The following is a 16,453-nucleotide window of genomic DNA, read 5'->3' as shown; positions in this document are numbered from 1 at the left end:
GTTAATGGTATTTTATTCATCACTTAAAACTTATTCCTCCATTAGATACTAGAAAAAGTTCCTAGCATCCATCTAATTTAAATAATAATCATCATTATCGAGTACATCATTAAATAGTATAACCATCGAGTACATCATTAATACTATAACCATCGTAGTAAAAAAGCTGGCTTCTGTAAAACCACTCCTCGATTTTATTCGGAAAAAATTTATCGTAATCATAATAATCCTTTAACACTATAGAGTTACATCTGAAGATATCGGGATCAATAAAATCATTATCTTGTTCATCATCTTGTTCATCATCCGTATCAATTTTATTTATAGGCCTGGGATCAAGTAGAGATGTTAATACATTTATAAATGCAGAATCATAAATCTCTCCCAAATTGGCAGTTATTGTAACTTGACCGATACTTTTTCCAGCTATAAATTGACCATCTGAATTTATATTGCCACCGGTTGCACGCCAGATGATATTCCCAGGCATAATCAGAGCCCCTTGCTGATCAAATCCTCTAGCAGTAAAAGTTAAATTATGATTAAGCTTAAGTTGTACTTCTTTAGGATAAATTTCTAATCGTCTCAATACAGGAACTACAATAACTTCAACAGAAGCACTAATCTTAGCTGCATTAATAAATAGTTGACCCGCAAAGTCTAGAATCCGAGCGACAATCTTAAAGATGTTTTTCTGTAACCACGCTTCTATATCAAAACCAAGGATCTCGGTTTCTTCATTTGTAAAATCTGTTTCTGTATTTTCTGCTTGTTCTGTTTGTTGACCAGTGGTAAAATTACTTTTTATAAGCTCGACAGCCGACTTGAGGATGAAATTACTTGGGGTAGAATTAACAAATGAAAATACACGATATAAAAGCCTCATGTATATTCCCAAGATTAAGAGTTTAGCCCTTACCCCAGATGCCGATATTTCAGTAACATTAGCTGTTACCTTAAATGTACCTTTAGCATTGTGACCAGCAGTAAAATTACCGTTTTGGTCAATTTTGCCACCTGTTGTTTCCCAAGAGATTTTTCTAGTATCTATTCGATTGCCATATTGGTCTAAGCCTAGTGCTGTAAATTTTTGGCATTCATCAGGCTTGAGCTTTACTACTTTTTGAGGAGAAATCTCTAATCGTCTTAAAACAGGGAGCAACGTAACTTTAACTGATTGAGTAATGCGTTCGACTGTAGCATTAACCGTAACTTCACGCTTTTCATAACCTCCTATAAAAGTTCCATTGCCGTTAATTATTCCCCCTTGAGTACATTGCCAATATACTTGATGAATCTGTATTGGTTCATCTTGTTGATCAAATCCTATAACATCAAAAGTGAAACTTTCTTCAGGTTTAAGTGCTACTTCATTGGGAAAAATAGATAATTCTCTCAATACAGCAATCACTGTAATATCAGCAAAGGTACTGATATTGTATTCCGTGGAAGTAACAGTTACTCTAAACTTACCTTTAGCATTTATGTCAGCTATAAAATAGCCATTTTGGTCAATCGTACCACCTGTTGCTTGCCAAACTATCGGCCCAATTGCGATGTCACGATCCCACTCATCTAAACCCTGAAGCTGGAATTTTTGATGTTGTCCAGGCTCTATCTTTACTTCCTTTGGTGAAATTAATAATGTCGTTAGTTTTGGCGGTTCAACTACAGTGACATCGGCAGAAATACTGATTTCACCCAGAGTGGCAGTAACAGTTATTTTCTCTTCTTGATAACTAGCGCGGAACATTCCATTATTCAGAATTGACCCGCCCGTTGTACTCCAGGTTATTTGTCCAATATTTATGTTGTCACCATACTGATCCTCACCTTTTACTCGAAACTGAAAACTGTGCCCAAACTCTAATTGAGATGTTGAGGATGTAATAATTAGTTCTGCTAACTTCGGAGGTGCAATAATCCTAATTGGGATAACTCGACGAATTGAACTGACAGAAGCTATAATTGCAAAGTTATCTTGATTATTTCCAGCTACAAACTTGCCATTTTTGTCAATCGTTCCACCGCCACTACTTACTGACCAACTAATTTCTCCCGTTTGTATATTGTTACCATACTGATCGACTCCCTTAACTTGAAAATTAAATTTCTGACCAAACTCTAATTGAGGTCTTGAAGATATAATAATTAGTTCTGCTAGTCTCGGAGGTTCAATAATCGTAATTGGAATAACTCGAATAATTGAACCGACTGAAGCTATGATTTCAAATTCACCTTGCTTGCTTCCAGCTATAAAATTGCCATTTTGGTCAAGGCTTCCACCTCCGCTTACTTCCCATAATACAGTTTCCTGCATGGGATTACTGCGTTGATCTAAAACTTGTGCTGTGAATTTTTGCGTTTTACCAAACTCTAAAGTAATACTAGAAGGAGTAATATAAAGCTGAGTGATTATAGGATGCTCAATAATAGTAATATTGACAGAAGTATCAAAAATGCCTATCTTTGCTTTGACTTCAAATCTTCCTTCTATTTGACCTGCTGTAAATAAACCCTGTTCGATTTTACCGCCAGTAGTTTCCCAGGTAATATTTTGCTCGTTCAGGTTCATCTCTCTATTATTCTGGTCTAAACCTTTAACAGTAAAATGCTGCTCTTGACCACAAAATAGTCTTTGGAAAATTTCATAAATAACAATTTTGCTTAGTTTAGGATAAGAACATCCTTTAATAGCATGAAGTGGTTTTCCGGTTTTTGCCTCCAACAATGTTACCCAATCTTTACCTGCAACAGCCAGAGTTTTTCCATTAGAGCTCATTGCTACAGAGCTAATAAAACCAGGATCTTCTGGTAAATTATAGATGATTTTATTATAATTATCTCGCAAATCAAATATTTTAATGTTTTTGGAAAAGCCTACTACAAGTATATTTTGATTTACATGATAAGCTAGAGAATTAATTGATTGATTGTGAGAGTAAGTATTGGTGCATTCTAAATTTAGAAGAGGTAACGTAGACAAATCTTTATTATCTAATGCGCCAACAATAACTCTACCTAAAACCCAAGCCCCTACAGCTATAGGCCCTCCTAATGAAAATCCCGCTACAGTAGCTGCTACATCTACTAAACCTTTCCCCAAAACAGAAGCTGATTGATTTGAAGACACTTCTTCAGTTTTGGATTGCCAAAATTTGATAACCCCATCACGACTTCCACTAATTAAGGTTGTGTTGCCTGAAGTAATACTTAAAGATTGAATCCAAGCGGAATGTCCTTCAATACTGCGTATGAGTTGACCGCCCTCTAAATTCCATAATGTAATTTTATTATTAGTGCTTCCACAAGCGATAACTTTTCCATCATGGCTAATACATAAGCTCAAAACACAAAATAGTTCCTTTTCATTTTTTATGGTTTTACTTAGCTTGCCGGTATTTAACTCCCATATTTTGATGGTTTTATCTGCGCTACCGCTAACAATTTTGCCGTCAGCAGCGATAGCAACAGCAGTAATCCAACTAGAATGACCATTGAGCGTCCGAATAACCTGCCCTGTTTTTAAATTCCATACCTTAATAGTTTTATCTGCACCTCCGCTAACTAATATACTTCCACCCGGACTAATAGCCACAGACAACACCCAGTGCGAATGTCCTTCAATACTACGAATCAGTGCCCCTGTTTGCAAATCCCATACCCAAAATTTTTTCCAACTCCCTCCTACTAAAATAGTATTGCCTGGACTTATTGCTAGACACGTAATAACATCTGTTGGGCAAGTTGTTAAGTTTTCGGGTGTATTTTCCCTCAAATAAGAATTATCACCACGGAAAACTCTGTAGGCCAATTGTTTAACTCGATCGGAGTTATCTTTGATTGATTGTTCAATCAATAGTTCTAAACCTGGTTGACCATAATTGAGAGTTTTTGATAAAGCAGCGAGTCTTTCTTGCTCATTTTGACTAGATAACTGCTTCTTAACTTCTTCAATTCCTTTAGACATTTTATTTTTCTCCCAATTATTAAATTTCTGCTTTTTTGGTCGATCGCACTCAACAACATTATCTATCATTGTTCGGTGTGCGTCGCCATCCCAGAGTCCAAACAACAATGTCATTACGAGCTCGCGAAACAATCCCAGAATCCCGGCGATTGCTTCACTAAGAGCTCGCAATGACATATCGGACATATCGGTTGGGTGGGGGCGGGTTTACAAAATTATTCATTTTTACCGTAAATTGTTGGTAAACCCGCCCCTACCGCAAATCGCGGTTTGATGTCCAGTTTCTACAATTTGTCGATCGCCTTTTTAGCCTTGTCTGCGATATTTTTTACAGCATCTTTAGCATCTTCTGCTGCGTGGCGGGCGGCGGATTCCGCTTGTTTCGCCTTGCCTTCAGCCTGATCTTTTTTGTTCCCCGTGATGTTGCCGAAAATTTCCTGAGCCTTGCCTTCTACATTTTTGCCGATCGCCTTTGCTCTGTCTTCTGTACTCATAATAAGCTCCGCCGAGTAGTTGAAATTTACTGCTATCCTAACATTAGCTCAACAGCAATTCCTCGCTAACTTCACATTAATTTATGTTTGGTTTGTTTTTATCGGTTTTTAGTAGACCTCTTGCAAAATATTTGATCAAAAAACCGCAGATAATGGCAGATAAACACAGATGAACGCAGATAGTTTTAGGAATTCTCAAGATATCTAATACGATGCGTCAAACTGGCTTGATTATTCCAATTTACTCCGATAAAAACTGACGCACCCTACAGTTATTACTTCAAAGTCGCCGCAGCAACCTTAATCGGTTCCAGCAATTCCAATGGTATATGCAGCATATTCAATTGGGTACTTTCAACACCTTTCCTTTCATTTCTTTCTGGATCGGGGCCGTGATAATCGCTGCCACCAGTTACCAGCAAACCGTATTCAAGACACCAATCTTTCAACTTTTGAATTTGGCTGGAACTGTGGGTGGGATGGTATACTTCGATTCCCATTAATCCTGCATCTACTAATTCTTTTAAAACTTCCTCAACAGCGCCGCCGCGAAATAAATAAGGGTGCGCCCACACTGGTACTGCGCCGCAACTCTTGAGTAAATCTATGCCTTCGGCGATCGAGAATTTGTCGTAATGCACGTAGGCGGGGCCGTCCTCTCCCAGCCAGCGATCAAAGGCTTCCCGCGATGATTTTGCGTGACCAGCTTTTACAAGGGCAGAGGCAATGTGAGGCCTTCCCGGTGCCATTCCTGGGGATGTTGTTGGCAGTTCGATCGCGAATCCCAACGCTGCTAGTTTATCTACCATTTCTTGCGATCGCCTAAATCTTCCTTCTATGCGATCGTTCAAAGGAACGCGCAATTTATTTGCATCGGGATAAAAACCTAAAATGTGCAAAGATCGACCGTTGTGCACTGTACTGAGTTCGAGTCCGGGGACTATTTCGATACCGTGCAAAGCAGCGGCGGCGAAGGCTTCATCCCAACCAGACATCGTATCGTGATCCGTGACGGCCAAGGCGCGAACCCCCGAAGATGCGGCGGCTGCTACGAGTTCGGCTGGGGTGAGAGTACCGTCGGAATAAGTTGTGTGACAGTGGAGTTCTAGCATTGTTTTTCTGATTAACTATTTATCTACTTTGCGAACTCTATTAATCGCAGCTTCTCGCAATTTGGGAAGCACCAGCGATATTTCAATACTTGGGATATTCAGCAGAATTGGCATGATATCAATTCCGGTTGTATCGGAATGATTTAACCGCAGAGAACGCAGAGGACACAGAGAGAGAAGAAAGATGTATGATTCCGATGCTGACGGAATTGGCATGACTCAAACTTTGTTTTGTTTGACTGTCTTGTCTATCTGCAACCTCTGTTCCTATAAATGCTATCACAAAAACTGTACTGAAACTCCCCAACCTACCAAGTATATAATTGCCAGTCGCGCTGTCTTCGCTGCTGAAAGTGCGATCGCCCTTGACAGAGATATTCGGGCGATTCCCCACCGGATAGCTTTGCCGCGCGTGCTTTTTGCTGTGCCACTTGGCAAATTGGCTCAAATCAGCCTCTGCCACGGCTTAACTCAAAACGCCCTAAAGTCATACAGGAAAAACACTTGAGCGCTTTGGTTATTAAGATTTTTTCAGGTATAAACTGTGGAGGTTCGGATAGTGGCATTGTGCTTTCACCGCCATTGAGGATTTTTGTATAAATTAATAACATAACATTCAGGTACAGCGTATGAAATCCACACTTTGCTATCCCGAAACCTTTGTTCAATCTCAGGTAGATACTTTTGATAATAGTGCTATGGAATCTTGTATTTTGGCGGCTTGGATTGACTTAGTAGGAGGAGATTTTGAGAGTTTGGGAGGAGATGATTGGCTTAATTTGTGCGGCGACATTGACGACGGCGAAATTTACCGGGAATGGTTTTTGTGGCAAGACAGCGAAGTCACTCAAGAGTGGGAAGCTTTCGATCCAATTACTAATTATCGAGTGGTGGCACCTAGCCGAGGAATGCTGATTTCTCAAATCGACCAAATCGAAGATACCCGAAAAATTTAGTTGTTTACGAGAATGTTCAATCTTGATATTCAACTTTAATAATAATTCTGAAAACAAACTCGGTTTGTCTCAAATACCTTGGCTCGAACATGATACATCGCAAAACCGCGTTTTTCAGACCAAAACCATAGGTTGGGTTTCGTTACACGGCCCCAACCTACTAATTTATGTCGCTACAGACTTTGGTTTTTCTCGTTCTAATTTGCGCTGCTTCAAAGCTGCAAGATTTTGTTTAATCGTGTCGATCGCAAATCCATTCCCCTGCTGTTGGTATAATTCGCTAGCACGGATCAAATCTGCCACAGCCTCGCCATCCGATCGCAAATTCGCAAAAACCAAACCGCGATTGTGGTACGCTTCCGCCGTTGCAACCTCTTCTAAAGCGCTAGTAAATTTATCTTGAGCTTGGCGGTAATTTCCCGACTGATAAGCCTCAATTCCTTGTTGGAAATAAACCGCAGCTTTGCTACCGTTGTCAGTAGCTGGAAATTCTGGCGAGTTTAAAATTGGTTCTTTAAACAGTACAGAAATGCTGCCCTTGCCGAAGTAAGCCCAAGTCATTGTCCCCACGCCAATCCCCAGCGCAGCGACAACAATGACAGACAGAGCAATAAAATTGATGAGTTCCATAGAGAAATATTTGTTGTATTACAATATGATAAGATAGTTTTGACTTTTCGCCACGGTCATTAGTCATATACTAATGATTAAACAAAATTACTAATTCCTGATTACCAATTTACATGAGTTTCCAATACAGCGCCGCCCTTGTGACTTTAGCAGACATTGACAAAGAAGTTCTCGTTAAATTCTACACGAAATTTCTCGACATAGAACCGAATCCTTACATTCCCAATACTTATGCTGAATTTCAACTCCCCGGCTTACGACTCGGCATATTCAAACCCAAAGATTCCCACAAATCCGAATTTGCAAATCGAGCAAAAACAGGCATGAGTTTGTGTTTGGAAGTCAGCGATATCGAAAATGCGATCGCCCGAATCTGGGCTTTAGGATATCCGCCCGCCGGAGAAATTATCAAAGCCTCACACGGCTTAGAAATCTATGCCTTTGATCCCACCGGCAATCGGATAATTTTGCATCAACCGCATTAGAATATAGGATAATCGCGAATAATTCACGAACTCTCGATCTTCTATTTTCTTCCTTCGCGACAAGAATGCTGGCGCGCGGCGACAGCCTGACGGCTCTTTCATCGGTTCCTTCAAAACCCCTTCAACTATCTAATCAATTCAGCAAAGCTATAAAAACTGATAATTAATAATAACAAAGCAGTGAAATGAGTCCACTGAAATTGAGGTCGCGGGCCCATATATTCCCGCACCAAAATTGAAAAAGAAGAACCAATTATATAACTCAAAGACAGAGTTAAATACTGCCACTGCCATGTTACACTCCACAGCCCCAACAAAATCATCGCCAAAATCAACATCACCAACTCAACAAAGCGAGGCGGATTTTGCTGAGTAGACAGAATCACAGTGTTCAACCAATATTCCCAAGGTCTCATGTGTTAGCGATCGAGCTTTTGGATTTAGCCTTCCAGCTTAACCTACGATCGCCATTCAGTTTGTTGCAGCAAACACGCCAAAGCCTCCGCCGTCTCCACCTGCGGAAACTGCCCATAAAAGCGACTGACACTGTAAAAAGGGTGAGGAGTCTCCAGAATAATCGACTTATCGGCTATTTCCGCCAAAAAATCCATCAAATCTAGCGGGGCGACGGGCGCGCAAATCCACAAAGCCGCAGGTTGCTGCGACAGCAAAGCCTTCGCCGCCACAGCCACCGTCATCCCCGTAGCAATGCCATCGTCCACCAAAATCGCCAAAGCCCCCGCCGCGCTGACATTTGGTCGCCCCGAAGCCAAATCCGCTAACAGAGATTGAGCGCTATTTTCAGCCTGCTGGAGTGCTGATTTTTGCAAGCGTAAATTGTGCTGCTTTTGCTTTTGCCAGATCACCTGGCCATCAGCAGTTGCCGCCCCGATTGCCAATTCCAAATTATCTGGGCGAGTAATTTTCTTGGCGACAACCACATCCAAAGCACAACCCAAGCGGCGCGCGATCGGCACAGCAACCGGCAAACCCCCGCGTGGTAAGGCATAAACAATCGGTTTAATAGCTTCCTGTGCGCTTAAATTCAACTGACCGAGCTCGTCTTCAACTGCCTCGGCCAGTTTTTCGCCTGCATCGGCGCGATCGTCAAAAAACGGGTTAGACAACATATTCCTGCCTGTACGAGCTCAACCAAACAATTGGAGATTTGCGAGTGTTAATTTGGGATTGTGCGTAAAGCGTAGCTATCCCGTAGCGAATCCACAGCAGCGCATAGAAGCATCCAGTAAATCTCAGATCGCCCAGCGCCATCTAAACTATAAACTCTAGACTAAACAAAATCTCTCTAATTGTAAAATATATGTCCAGCGACTTGCAACTTAGCCTGTTTGACAGCAATCAAAGTGCCGCCTTCCAAAACGACTCAATCCCAGCAAATGCCAAAATTCCCATTCCCGCCGGCACTTATCAAAATATGGAACAAATCGGCGATCACTGCAACCGCTGTCACCGCTGCGAATTGGGTAACACCCGCACCCACGCCGTCATCGGGCGCGGCAATCCTCAAGCCTCAATTTTGATTGTGGGAGAAGCGCCCGGACAAAACGAAGATGAAACCGGATTACCATTCGTAGGGCGATCGGGCAAACTGTTAGATAAGATTTTAGAATCCGTAGAATTGAGTGCAGAAACCGACGTATTCATCGCCAACGTCATCAAATGTCGCCCACCCAAAAACCGCCCTCCCACAGCCAAAGAAATCGAAGCTTGCAAACCATACTTGCTCGAACAAATTCGCATTTTAGACCCCAAAATTATTTTATTAACCGGTGCAACAGCCCTCAAAGGATTGTTAAGCGACAAGCGGCCAATTAGTAAAATCCGAGGTCAATGGATAGAATGGGAAGGACGTTTGTGTATGCCAATTTTTCACCCATCATACTTATTGCGAAATCCCTCCCGCGAACCGGAGACACCAAAATGGTTTATGTGGCAAGATATGCAGGTAATCAAAGCTAAATTGGATGAATTTAAAACGGCAAGTTAATCAGTAATTACGCCTGATATCATTGCTGGTGAACCGCAACACTTGTAGGCGCGGGTTCACCAACAATCTCAGGCTGAAACGAATAATCTGATAAACCCGCCCCCACCCACGCGACAGAATTCTTGATATAAAACAGTGAATACTAGAGAAGTATTCACCAACAATATCAGGCTCAAACCAACAATTTATTACCGGATGACCAATATGAACTCAATCAATCCCACAACCCAAGAAACACTCTCTGAACCAGAAATTGATTTAATAGTTGAAATCGAAGCTAACAATGACTCAGCGTGGGAAACTCCCATTATTGTTCAAAAACCACCGACTTCTTTATCCATTCCCTCTGAACTTGCGATCAAAGCAGCTTTTTTAGCGGGATTGCATCAAGAAACAGATGTTGAGGCGTGGATTATTCGCCTAATTCGAGAACGACTAGAACTAGAAGAAGCAGCATATTTGGAAATCAAACAGAATTTGGCTAGAGAATTCAGTAGTTAAAGCGCCGTCTTATTTTCTCCTTGTGCACGACAATCTCGCAACCACAAACGAATCGCCTCAGCAATTGCGCTTTTCTCACTTTCTGGCGGCGACAACGCACGAACATCCGCCACTGTACCAAACCGAGAAACAATTTTTACTAATTCCCAGCCCTTCTCCGTTTTAGCTAAAAACAGCCAGTGATATTGCTGAATTTCAACTCGTTTCCCCTCGCGATACTGCCGTTCTAATGTAGTAATAAAAACTTGACTGGCATTTTCAGGAAGTGCTTCTTCAAAATTTAAAGGTAGCGGTTCAAACTCCGGGCGACCTGCTAAAATTATTTGACGCTGCACGTAATCGATCGCTCTAGAATTGTTAGGAGCAAAGCCCGATCGCGCAATTACACGGTTAGCATAACTCGGCAAATCTTGCAACAGCCGATCGACTAAAGCTTCCAAATCTGCCGGACAGGGCGATCGGGCTAACAAACCATACCGACTTGCGTTTATACTGCGATCGGCATTTGTGACAACATTAACAGCCAGAGTCGGACTTGCAACCGCAGATATTAGCAGATAAACACAGATGTACGCCGATGGAAGTTTACCTGTATTCATCCGTGTTTACCTGCGGTTTAACAAACATTCAAATTGTTATCCCAACTCTTCACAAATGCGCGCAAAAGCCGCCACCGGATCGTCGGAAGCTGTAATCGGCCGCCCAATTACCAGATAATCTGCACCTGCTTTAAATGCCGCTTTTGGAGTCATCGATCGTTTTTGATCGCCCCCCTCGGCCCATTTCGGACGCACACCGGGACAAACCAACACAAAATCATCCCCGCAACTCATTCTTAACTGTTCCACTTCTTGCGGAGAACAAACAGCACCAGCTAAACCACTTTCCTTAGCCAACAATGCCATGTGCAAAGCATATTCTGGCAACTCCAAAGGTATTTTCAACTCAAAAGCTAACTGTCGCGAATTCAAACTCGTTAACAGCGTAATTGCAATCAATTTAGGAGTCGGTTTATCAACCGCCACCGCCCCTTCTACCAAAGCTAACTGTGCCGCTTTCAGAGCATCTTTACCACAAGTAGAATGGATAGTCAATAAATCCACGTTGTACTTAGCCGCAGCACGACAAGCACCAGCCACAGTATTGGGGATATCGTGAAATTTCAAATCGAGAAAAATCCGCTTTTCCCGCTGTTTTAAAATTTCCAAAATCCCCGGCCCGGAACTCACAAACAGTTCCAAACCCACTTTCCAGAAAGATACTTGCGGGAGTTTGTCAAGAAGTGCGATCGCCTCTTCTTGACTCGAAACATCCAAAGCCACAATAATTCGATTATCAGCGTTCATCAGCGTTCATCTGCGGTTAAAAAAGATATTCAAGACACCAATCGCACAAACTTATTTTTGCCCACTTGCAAAACCTTACCGAATAAATCAGCAGGTGATTCAAACGTAAGATTAACATCAGAAACTTTGTCGCCCTCCAACTTCACCCCACCGCCCTGCATCAACTTCCGTGCATCACCGCTGCTCTTACAAAGCCCGCTAGCACTCAGAATATAAAACAACTTAGCCGGAAACTGCACGTTTGCCAAAGAAAACTCCGCCACAGCATCAGCCTGTCCCGCCGCACCTTTGATTAGCGCGATCGCATCTTGTTGCGCCCGATCGCCCGCTTCCTTCCCAAAATACTGACTTACCACATCCACAGCCAAAAGTTTCTGTTTTTCTCGCGGATTTTCCGGCAATTCATCAAGTGGCAAATCTGTCAATAGTTCAAAATACTGGGCGATCGAGCGATCGGCAATTTTCTCCAACTTAGAATACATCGTCAGCGGATCTTCAGACAAAGCTACATAATTATTCAAGGACTTCGACATCTTCTGCACGCCGTCAGTCCCGATCAAAATCGGCATCAGCAAACCAAACTGCGGTTTCATCCCAAAATGCCTCTGCAAATCTCTGCCCACCGCAATATTAAACTTTTGGTCAGTTCCGCCCAACTCCACATCGGTCTCCAAGGCCACGGAATCGTAACCCTGCATCAGCGGGTACAGAAACTCGTGCAGGAAAATCGCATTTTCCTGCTGCATCCTGTTATCAAATCCCTCTTTAGCGAGCATCTGCTGCACCGTCATCGTGCCTAGCAGTTCCAAAATTTTCGCCATGTCCAATTTTGACAACCACTCGGAGTTATAGCGAATTTCCAAACGTCCGGGCGTGTCAAAATCTAGAATCGGACGTAGTTGATCTAAATAAGTTTTGGCATTTTCCGCCACTTGTTCGGCTGTCAACTGGCTGCGCGTCTCCGATTTTCCAGTCGGATCGCCAATTCTTGCGGTAAAATCTCCGATGACCAGTACCGCTGTGTGACCGGCATCCTGAAAAGCTCTGAGCTTGCGGAAGCAAATGCTGTGTCCCAAGTGAATGTCCGCCCCTGTTGCGTCAATTCCCAGTTTGACTCGCAACGGGCGATCGACTTTTGCCAGCAGTTGGGCCAGATTTTCGTCAGGGTTGCTAGAATCAGGTCGATCGGGAAAAATCTCGCTGATGCCACGGTAAAGCGCTGAAAGGTTAGGAGTTATCATAGGGGAGCGATCGGAAACCATAAAACTCTAATATTTTGCCAAAGTGCAGCGGAATTAGTTAAACTCACTGATTGACACATAAACACACAACTATCAAGCTACCATAATCCCAAAGCTGACCGGCTTTCATTCGCTGAAAGCCTCCAGAGTTTCCATCTAAAATTAAAAGTCTTAAACCCCAAATCGAGTGAGGAAGTGAAATCCACGTGTCAACCAACGCAGTTCGCAAAAATACGGAAAACTCAGCCCCTGTATTCGAGTTTGTTCAGTCAGTCAGCAAAGTGACCGCCGGAACCATACTCAGCATGACAATGCTTGCCAGTTCCGTAGTCGCCGGCGGATTGGTTGGCTTAGCGATCAGCTTCCGCAATTTGCCAGATGTTCGCATCTTGCAAACCTACTCTCCCACCGAAACTACTCACATTTACGACATCAACGGCAAGCCCCTAGCCAGTATCCACGATGAAGCTAACCGGGATGTCGTACCTCTTGACAAAATCTCCCCGAACCTGAAACGGGCCGTAATGGCGATCGAAGATAGCAACTTCTTCACCCACAAAGGCATCAACCCCGGCGGGATAGCCAGAGCTCTCATAGTCAACCTAGAGAAAGGTAGAACCGTTGAAGGCGGCTCGACTATGACAATGCAGCTAGTCAAGAACCTGTTTCTATCTCCCCAGTCAAAATTTAGTCGCAAGATAGCTGAAGCGGTAATGTCTATCCGCTTGGAGCAAATTCTCAACAAAGACCAAATTCTGCAACTGTACCTGAATCAAATCTACTTAGGGCACAACTTGTACGGCGTAGAGACAGCCTCTCGAAGCTATTTCAACAAGTCAGCAGATAGTTTGAGCCTTGCGGAAGCAGCCATGCTCGCCGGCTTAATTTCCGCCCCCGAAGAATACAGTCCTTTTGTCAATTACAAATTGGCAAAAGAGCGGCAGGAAACTGTTTTAACCCGGATGAAGGATCTCAAATGGATTACGCCGGCGGAAGCGGATACCGCCCGATCGCAAAAAATTAAGCTTGGCAAAATCACCTCTTTTGGTGGCTCCCAAGTTCCTTACGTCACACAAGCCGTAGTCCAGGAACTGACACGGCGTTTTGGGCGAGATGCCGTACTCAAGGGAGGAATGCGCGTTCAAACGACGATCGACCTTAAAATGCAGCGCATAGCCGAAGAAACCGTCAAAACGTGGCACAATCGACTTTACAACCAAGGACTTTTTTACGATCGCGACCAAGGACAAATTGCCCTAGCAGCCGTCGATCCCCGCACCCACTTCGTCAAAGCAATGGTTGGCGGAGTCGATTACCAAAAGAGTGAATTCAACCGTGCCATTCAAGCACGCCGCCAGCCCGGATCTTCTTTTAAACCTTTTGTCTACTACGCTGCCTTTGCTAGCGGCAAATACACCCCCGACTCAATTGTCTACGACTCCCCAGTCGGCTACCGCGACGGCGACGGCTACTACTACCCTCAAAACTACGGCGGCGGATTCTCCGGCGCTGTCAGCATCCGCAGAGCCTTGGAATCATCCCTCAACGTTCCCGCCGTCAAACTCGGCCAAGAAGTCGGATTGAATAAAGTCATTGAAATTTGCCGGACACTCGGCATCAGAAGTCCGATGGAACCCGTGATTTCTTTGCCATTAGGTGCCGTTGACTTGACACCTTTAGAAATGGCCGGAGCTTTTGCTACCTTCGCCAACAACGGCTGGCATTCTGACACCACGTTTATCGTCCAAGTCACCGACAGCAGCGGCAACGTCTTGCTCGACAATACGCCCAAACCAAAACCAGTTCTCAACGCCTGGGCCGCAGCATCCGTCAACAGCGCCCTGCAAGGGGTAGTTAACAACGGAACGGCAAGGGCGGCCCAACTCGGCCGGCCGGCTGCTGGGAAAACAGGTACAACTTCCTCAGAACGCGATATTTGGTTTGTCGGTTACGTGCCGCAGTTGTCGGTTGCTGTCTGGATGGGCAACGACAATTACGCACCGATGAGCTACGGTGCTACCGGCGGTGGGATTGTTGCCCCTGTTTGGCGAGATTTTATGAGCCAAGCTTTGGAGGGAGTTCCCGTAGAAAGTTTTAAACCTGCGTCAGCTTTTGAGCGGCCTTAATTATTAGTCATGAGTCATGAGTCATGAGTCATTAGTCATTAGTCATTGGTCATTGGTCATTAGTCATTAGTCATTAGTTGAATTTTGACTGTTGACTAATGACTCAAAAACTAGGTCTATAAGCATTCTTCCTTCTTCCTTCTTCCTTCTTCCTTCTTCCTTCTTCCTTCTTCCTTCTTCCTTCTTCCTATGATTGTTTTTCCAGTTCAGATTTCATCCGTTCCAGCGTTGAGTTCATTTGCTCAAACATCTGCTGGGGCGTGATGCCAAATTGATTGAGCTGTGTTTTTAACTGCTCTACAGTCATCTGAGCCATGAAGTCCTCAGACAGCTCAAAGCGCTTCATAAAAATCCGGTAGCGGTCCATCATGGATTCCATCTGAGCGATGAACATTTTCTTGCCTTCGCGATCGAATTTGCCGTAATTGCCGCCTAGTGTGACGAGAGATTGATAGTCTTCAAACAACAGCTTGGCTTCTTGCTGAACAATTTCTGAATCAAAAAATCCCATAACTTTCCTACCTAATTTTTTAATATTGAATTGATTTTGATCTAGGCCGGCAATCCCGCTGCCTTTGGTAGTATTTTATCATTTGCCGGAGGAAGTCCCTACCCCTCAAGGCGCAAGAATCAGTAGAAATTTCCGTACAGGATAGTCGGAGAGGCGGAGAATGGGAGATGGGGAGATGGAGCATCTCATTTTTGCAAAAAGCATTTTTTGACAGTGGGAGCGTCCCTGCTCAGGAACTTTTTATCCGTCGCGAGCTTTGTAAATGACTAATGACTAATGACTAATGACTAATGACTAATGACTAATGACTAATGACTTCAAACTTGCCCAATACGTTCTAGTGGCCAAAACCTGACTACAGCACGGCCGATGATATTTTTCTTAGGTAAAAATCCCCACCTGCTGGAGTCGTTGCTATTGTTGCGGTTGTCTCCCATCACGAAGTATTGATTTTCCGGGACGACATAAGGCCCCCACTGATATTTAGGAGGTTCGGCAATATATTTTTCGACGATGGGTTTGTCGTTGAGGTAGACTAGACCTTTTTTAACAGCAACGGTTTGACCAGGCAAGCCAATTACCCGTTTGATAAATGCTTGGTCGGCGGTAAAGCCTTGTTCTTGCAACTGTTCCGGCGGGGCGAATACTACGATATCGCCAGTTTTTGGGGTTTCGAGGTAGTAGGAGATTTTTTCGACTACGACGCGATCGCCCACGCGCAAAGTTGGTATCATAGAATCTGAGGGTATGAAACGCGGTTCTGCCACCAACGCTCGAATCACTATTGCTAAACCCAAAGCAATAATTACTATCTGAATATTTTCTCGCTGCGACTTCCAGGCTTTCATCCACCAGGTTTCAGCCGGAATTTCTACTACTTCTGTACCCAAATTCTTTTTTTCAGATGTCATGAAAGTCCTCGCTATATAGTTGCCACTAATTATCTAATTGCCATTGAAGTAAGTCGCTCTAATTAAACGTAAAACTTTGTTTGGCTATTCAGAAACCCGTCAGGGAAGAGACGGGGATGCTACCCTACAGAAACCGAGTTGATCTGTCTTAGGTTTTTTTGA

Annotated in this window: 17 protein-coding genes; 6 read left to right on the top strand and 11 right to left on the bottom strand. The window is 43.5% G+C overall.

The window, feature by feature from the left end; all coding sequences use genetic code 11:
- Nucleotides 1–109: 109 nt before the first annotated feature.
- The 3 genes from QUB66_RS09905 to QUB66_RS09895 all read right to left on the bottom strand — a co-directional run bounded on the left by QUB66_RS09905 (nt 110) and on the right by QUB66_RS09895 (nt 5,576).
- On the bottom strand, nt 110–3,970 hold the full coding sequence (locus QUB66_RS09905) for a WD40 repeat domain-containing protein (RefSeq protein WP_332971231.1): 3,861 nt from the start codon (nt 3,968–3,970) through the stop codon (nt 110–112).
- 284 nt (nt 3,971–4,254) lie between these two features.
- Nucleotides 4,255–4,464 (bottom strand): CsbD family protein, encoded by a 210-nt coding sequence (locus QUB66_RS09900; RefSeq protein WP_265237414.1) that lies wholly within the window; start codon nt 4,462–4,464, stop codon nt 4,255–4,257.
- Between the two features lie 275 nt (nt 4,465–4,739).
- Nucleotides 4,740–5,576: a PHP domain-containing protein gene (locus QUB66_RS09895; protein ID WP_332967456.1), complete on the bottom strand. Its 837-nt coding sequence runs from the start codon at nt 5,574–5,576 to the stop codon at nt 4,740–4,742.
- Between the two features lie 184 nt (nt 5,577–5,760).
- Here QUB66_RS09895 and QUB66_RS09890 point away from each other — a divergent pair, with 184 nt between their 5' ends.
- Nucleotides 5,761–6,084 carry a hypothetical protein gene (locus tag QUB66_RS09890; RefSeq protein ID WP_332967455.1) on the top strand — a complete coding sequence of 108 codons (324 nt, stop codon included), beginning with the start codon at nt 5,761–5,763 and terminating at the stop codon, nt 6,082–6,084.
- A 121-nt stretch (nt 6,085–6,205) separates the two neighbouring features.
- Nucleotides 6,206–6,532: a hypothetical protein gene (locus QUB66_RS09885; protein ID WP_332967454.1), complete on the top strand. Its 327-nt coding sequence runs from the start codon at nt 6,206–6,208 to the stop codon at nt 6,530–6,532.
- Nucleotides 6,533–6,697: 165 nt separating this feature from the next.
- Here the strand turns inward: QUB66_RS09885 and QUB66_RS09880 are convergent, their stop codons facing one another.
- Nucleotides 6,698–7,162 carry a hypothetical protein gene (locus tag QUB66_RS09880; RefSeq protein ID WP_332967453.1) on the bottom strand — a complete coding sequence of 155 codons (465 nt, stop codon included), beginning with the start codon at nt 7,160–7,162 and terminating at the stop codon, nt 6,698–6,700.
- Nucleotides 7,163–7,275: 113 nt separating this feature from the next.
- Between QUB66_RS09880 and QUB66_RS09875 the strand changes: the two genes are divergently transcribed.
- Nucleotides 7,276–7,647, top strand: coding sequence for a VOC family protein (locus QUB66_RS09875; protein ID WP_332967452.1), 372 nt, complete (start codon nt 7,276–7,278; stop codon nt 7,645–7,647).
- A 125-nt stretch (nt 7,648–7,772) separates the two neighbouring features.
- Here the strand turns inward: QUB66_RS09875 and QUB66_RS09870 are convergent, their stop codons facing one another.
- Both QUB66_RS09870 and QUB66_RS09865 read right to left on the bottom strand, forming a co-directional pair.
- Complete coding sequence (locus QUB66_RS09870; RefSeq protein ID WP_332967501.1) at nt 7,773–8,033, bottom strand: hypothetical protein; 261 nt, start codon at nt 8,031–8,033, stop codon at nt 7,773–7,775.
- Nucleotides 8,034–8,105: 72 nt separating this feature from the next.
- Nucleotides 8,106–8,777, bottom strand: coding sequence for a phosphoribosyltransferase (locus QUB66_RS09865; protein WP_332967451.1), 672 nt, complete (start codon nt 8,775–8,777; stop codon nt 8,106–8,108).
- Nucleotides 8,778–8,968: 191 nt separating this feature from the next.
- On the opposite strand from QUB66_RS09865, the gene QUB66_RS09860 reads away from it, so the two are divergent.
- Both QUB66_RS09860 and QUB66_RS09855 read left to right on the top strand, forming a co-directional pair.
- Nucleotides 8,969–9,655, top strand: a complete 687-nt coding sequence (locus tag QUB66_RS09860; RefSeq protein ID WP_265237428.1) for a uracil-DNA glycosylase — start codon at nt 8,969–8,971, stop codon at nt 9,653–9,655.
- Nucleotides 9,656–9,859: 204 nt separating this feature from the next.
- Complete coding sequence (locus QUB66_RS09855) at nt 9,860–10,156, top strand: hypothetical protein (protein WP_332967449.1); 297 nt, start codon at nt 9,860–9,862, stop codon at nt 10,154–10,156.
- On the opposite strand, the gene QUB66_RS09850 is transcribed toward QUB66_RS09855, so the two are convergent.
- The 3 genes from QUB66_RS09850 to tyrS are packed head-to-tail and all read right to left on the bottom strand — an operon-like array spanning nt 10,153 to nt 12,743.
- Nucleotides 10,153–10,755, bottom strand: coding sequence for a hypothetical protein (locus tag QUB66_RS09850; RefSeq protein WP_265237431.1), 603 nt, complete (start codon nt 10,753–10,755; stop codon nt 10,153–10,155). The two genes, QUB66_RS09855 and QUB66_RS09850, sit on opposite strands and share 4 nt — an antisense overlap.
- A 36-nt stretch (nt 10,756–10,791) precedes the next feature.
- Nucleotides 10,792–11,502 carry an orotidine-5'-phosphate decarboxylase gene (gene pyrF / locus QUB66_RS09845; RefSeq protein WP_332967447.1) on the bottom strand — a complete coding sequence of 237 codons (711 nt, stop codon included), beginning with the start codon at nt 11,500–11,502 and terminating at the stop codon, nt 10,792–10,794.
- 29 nt (nt 11,503–11,531) lie between these two features.
- On the bottom strand, nt 11,532–12,743 hold the full coding sequence (gene tyrS / locus QUB66_RS09840; RefSeq protein WP_332967446.1) for a tyrosine--tRNA ligase: 1,212 nt from the start codon (nt 12,741–12,743) through the stop codon (nt 11,532–11,534).
- A gap of 206 nt (nt 12,744–12,949) precedes the next feature.
- Between tyrS and QUB66_RS09835 the strand changes: the two genes are divergently transcribed.
- Entirely contained in the window at nt 12,950–14,869 is a 1,920-nt protein-coding gene (locus QUB66_RS09835) for a transglycosylase domain-containing protein (protein ID WP_265237434.1), read from the top strand.
- 187 nt (nt 14,870–15,056) lie between these two features.
- Here the strand turns inward: QUB66_RS09835 and QUB66_RS09830 are convergent, their stop codons facing one another.
- Nucleotides 15,057–15,380: a DUF1825 family protein gene (locus QUB66_RS09830; RefSeq protein ID WP_265237435.1), complete on the bottom strand. Its 324-nt coding sequence runs from the start codon at nt 15,378–15,380 to the stop codon at nt 15,057–15,059.
- A 317-nt stretch (nt 15,381–15,697) separates the two neighbouring features.
- Nucleotides 15,698–16,291 carry a signal peptidase I gene (gene lepB / locus QUB66_RS09825; RefSeq protein WP_265237437.1) on the bottom strand — a complete coding sequence of 198 codons (594 nt, stop codon included), beginning with the start codon at nt 16,289–16,291 and terminating at the stop codon, nt 15,698–15,700.
- Nucleotides 16,292–16,453: the final 162 nt, after the last annotated feature.

Source organism: Microcoleus sp. A2-C3, assembly GCF_036706065.1.
Taxonomy (GTDB): Bacteria; Cyanobacteriota; Cyanobacteriia; order Cyanobacteriales; family Microcoleaceae; genus Microcoleus.
The sequence above is the reverse complement of the archived record's forward strand: the minus strand, read 5'-3'. Positions and strand labels throughout refer to the sequence as shown.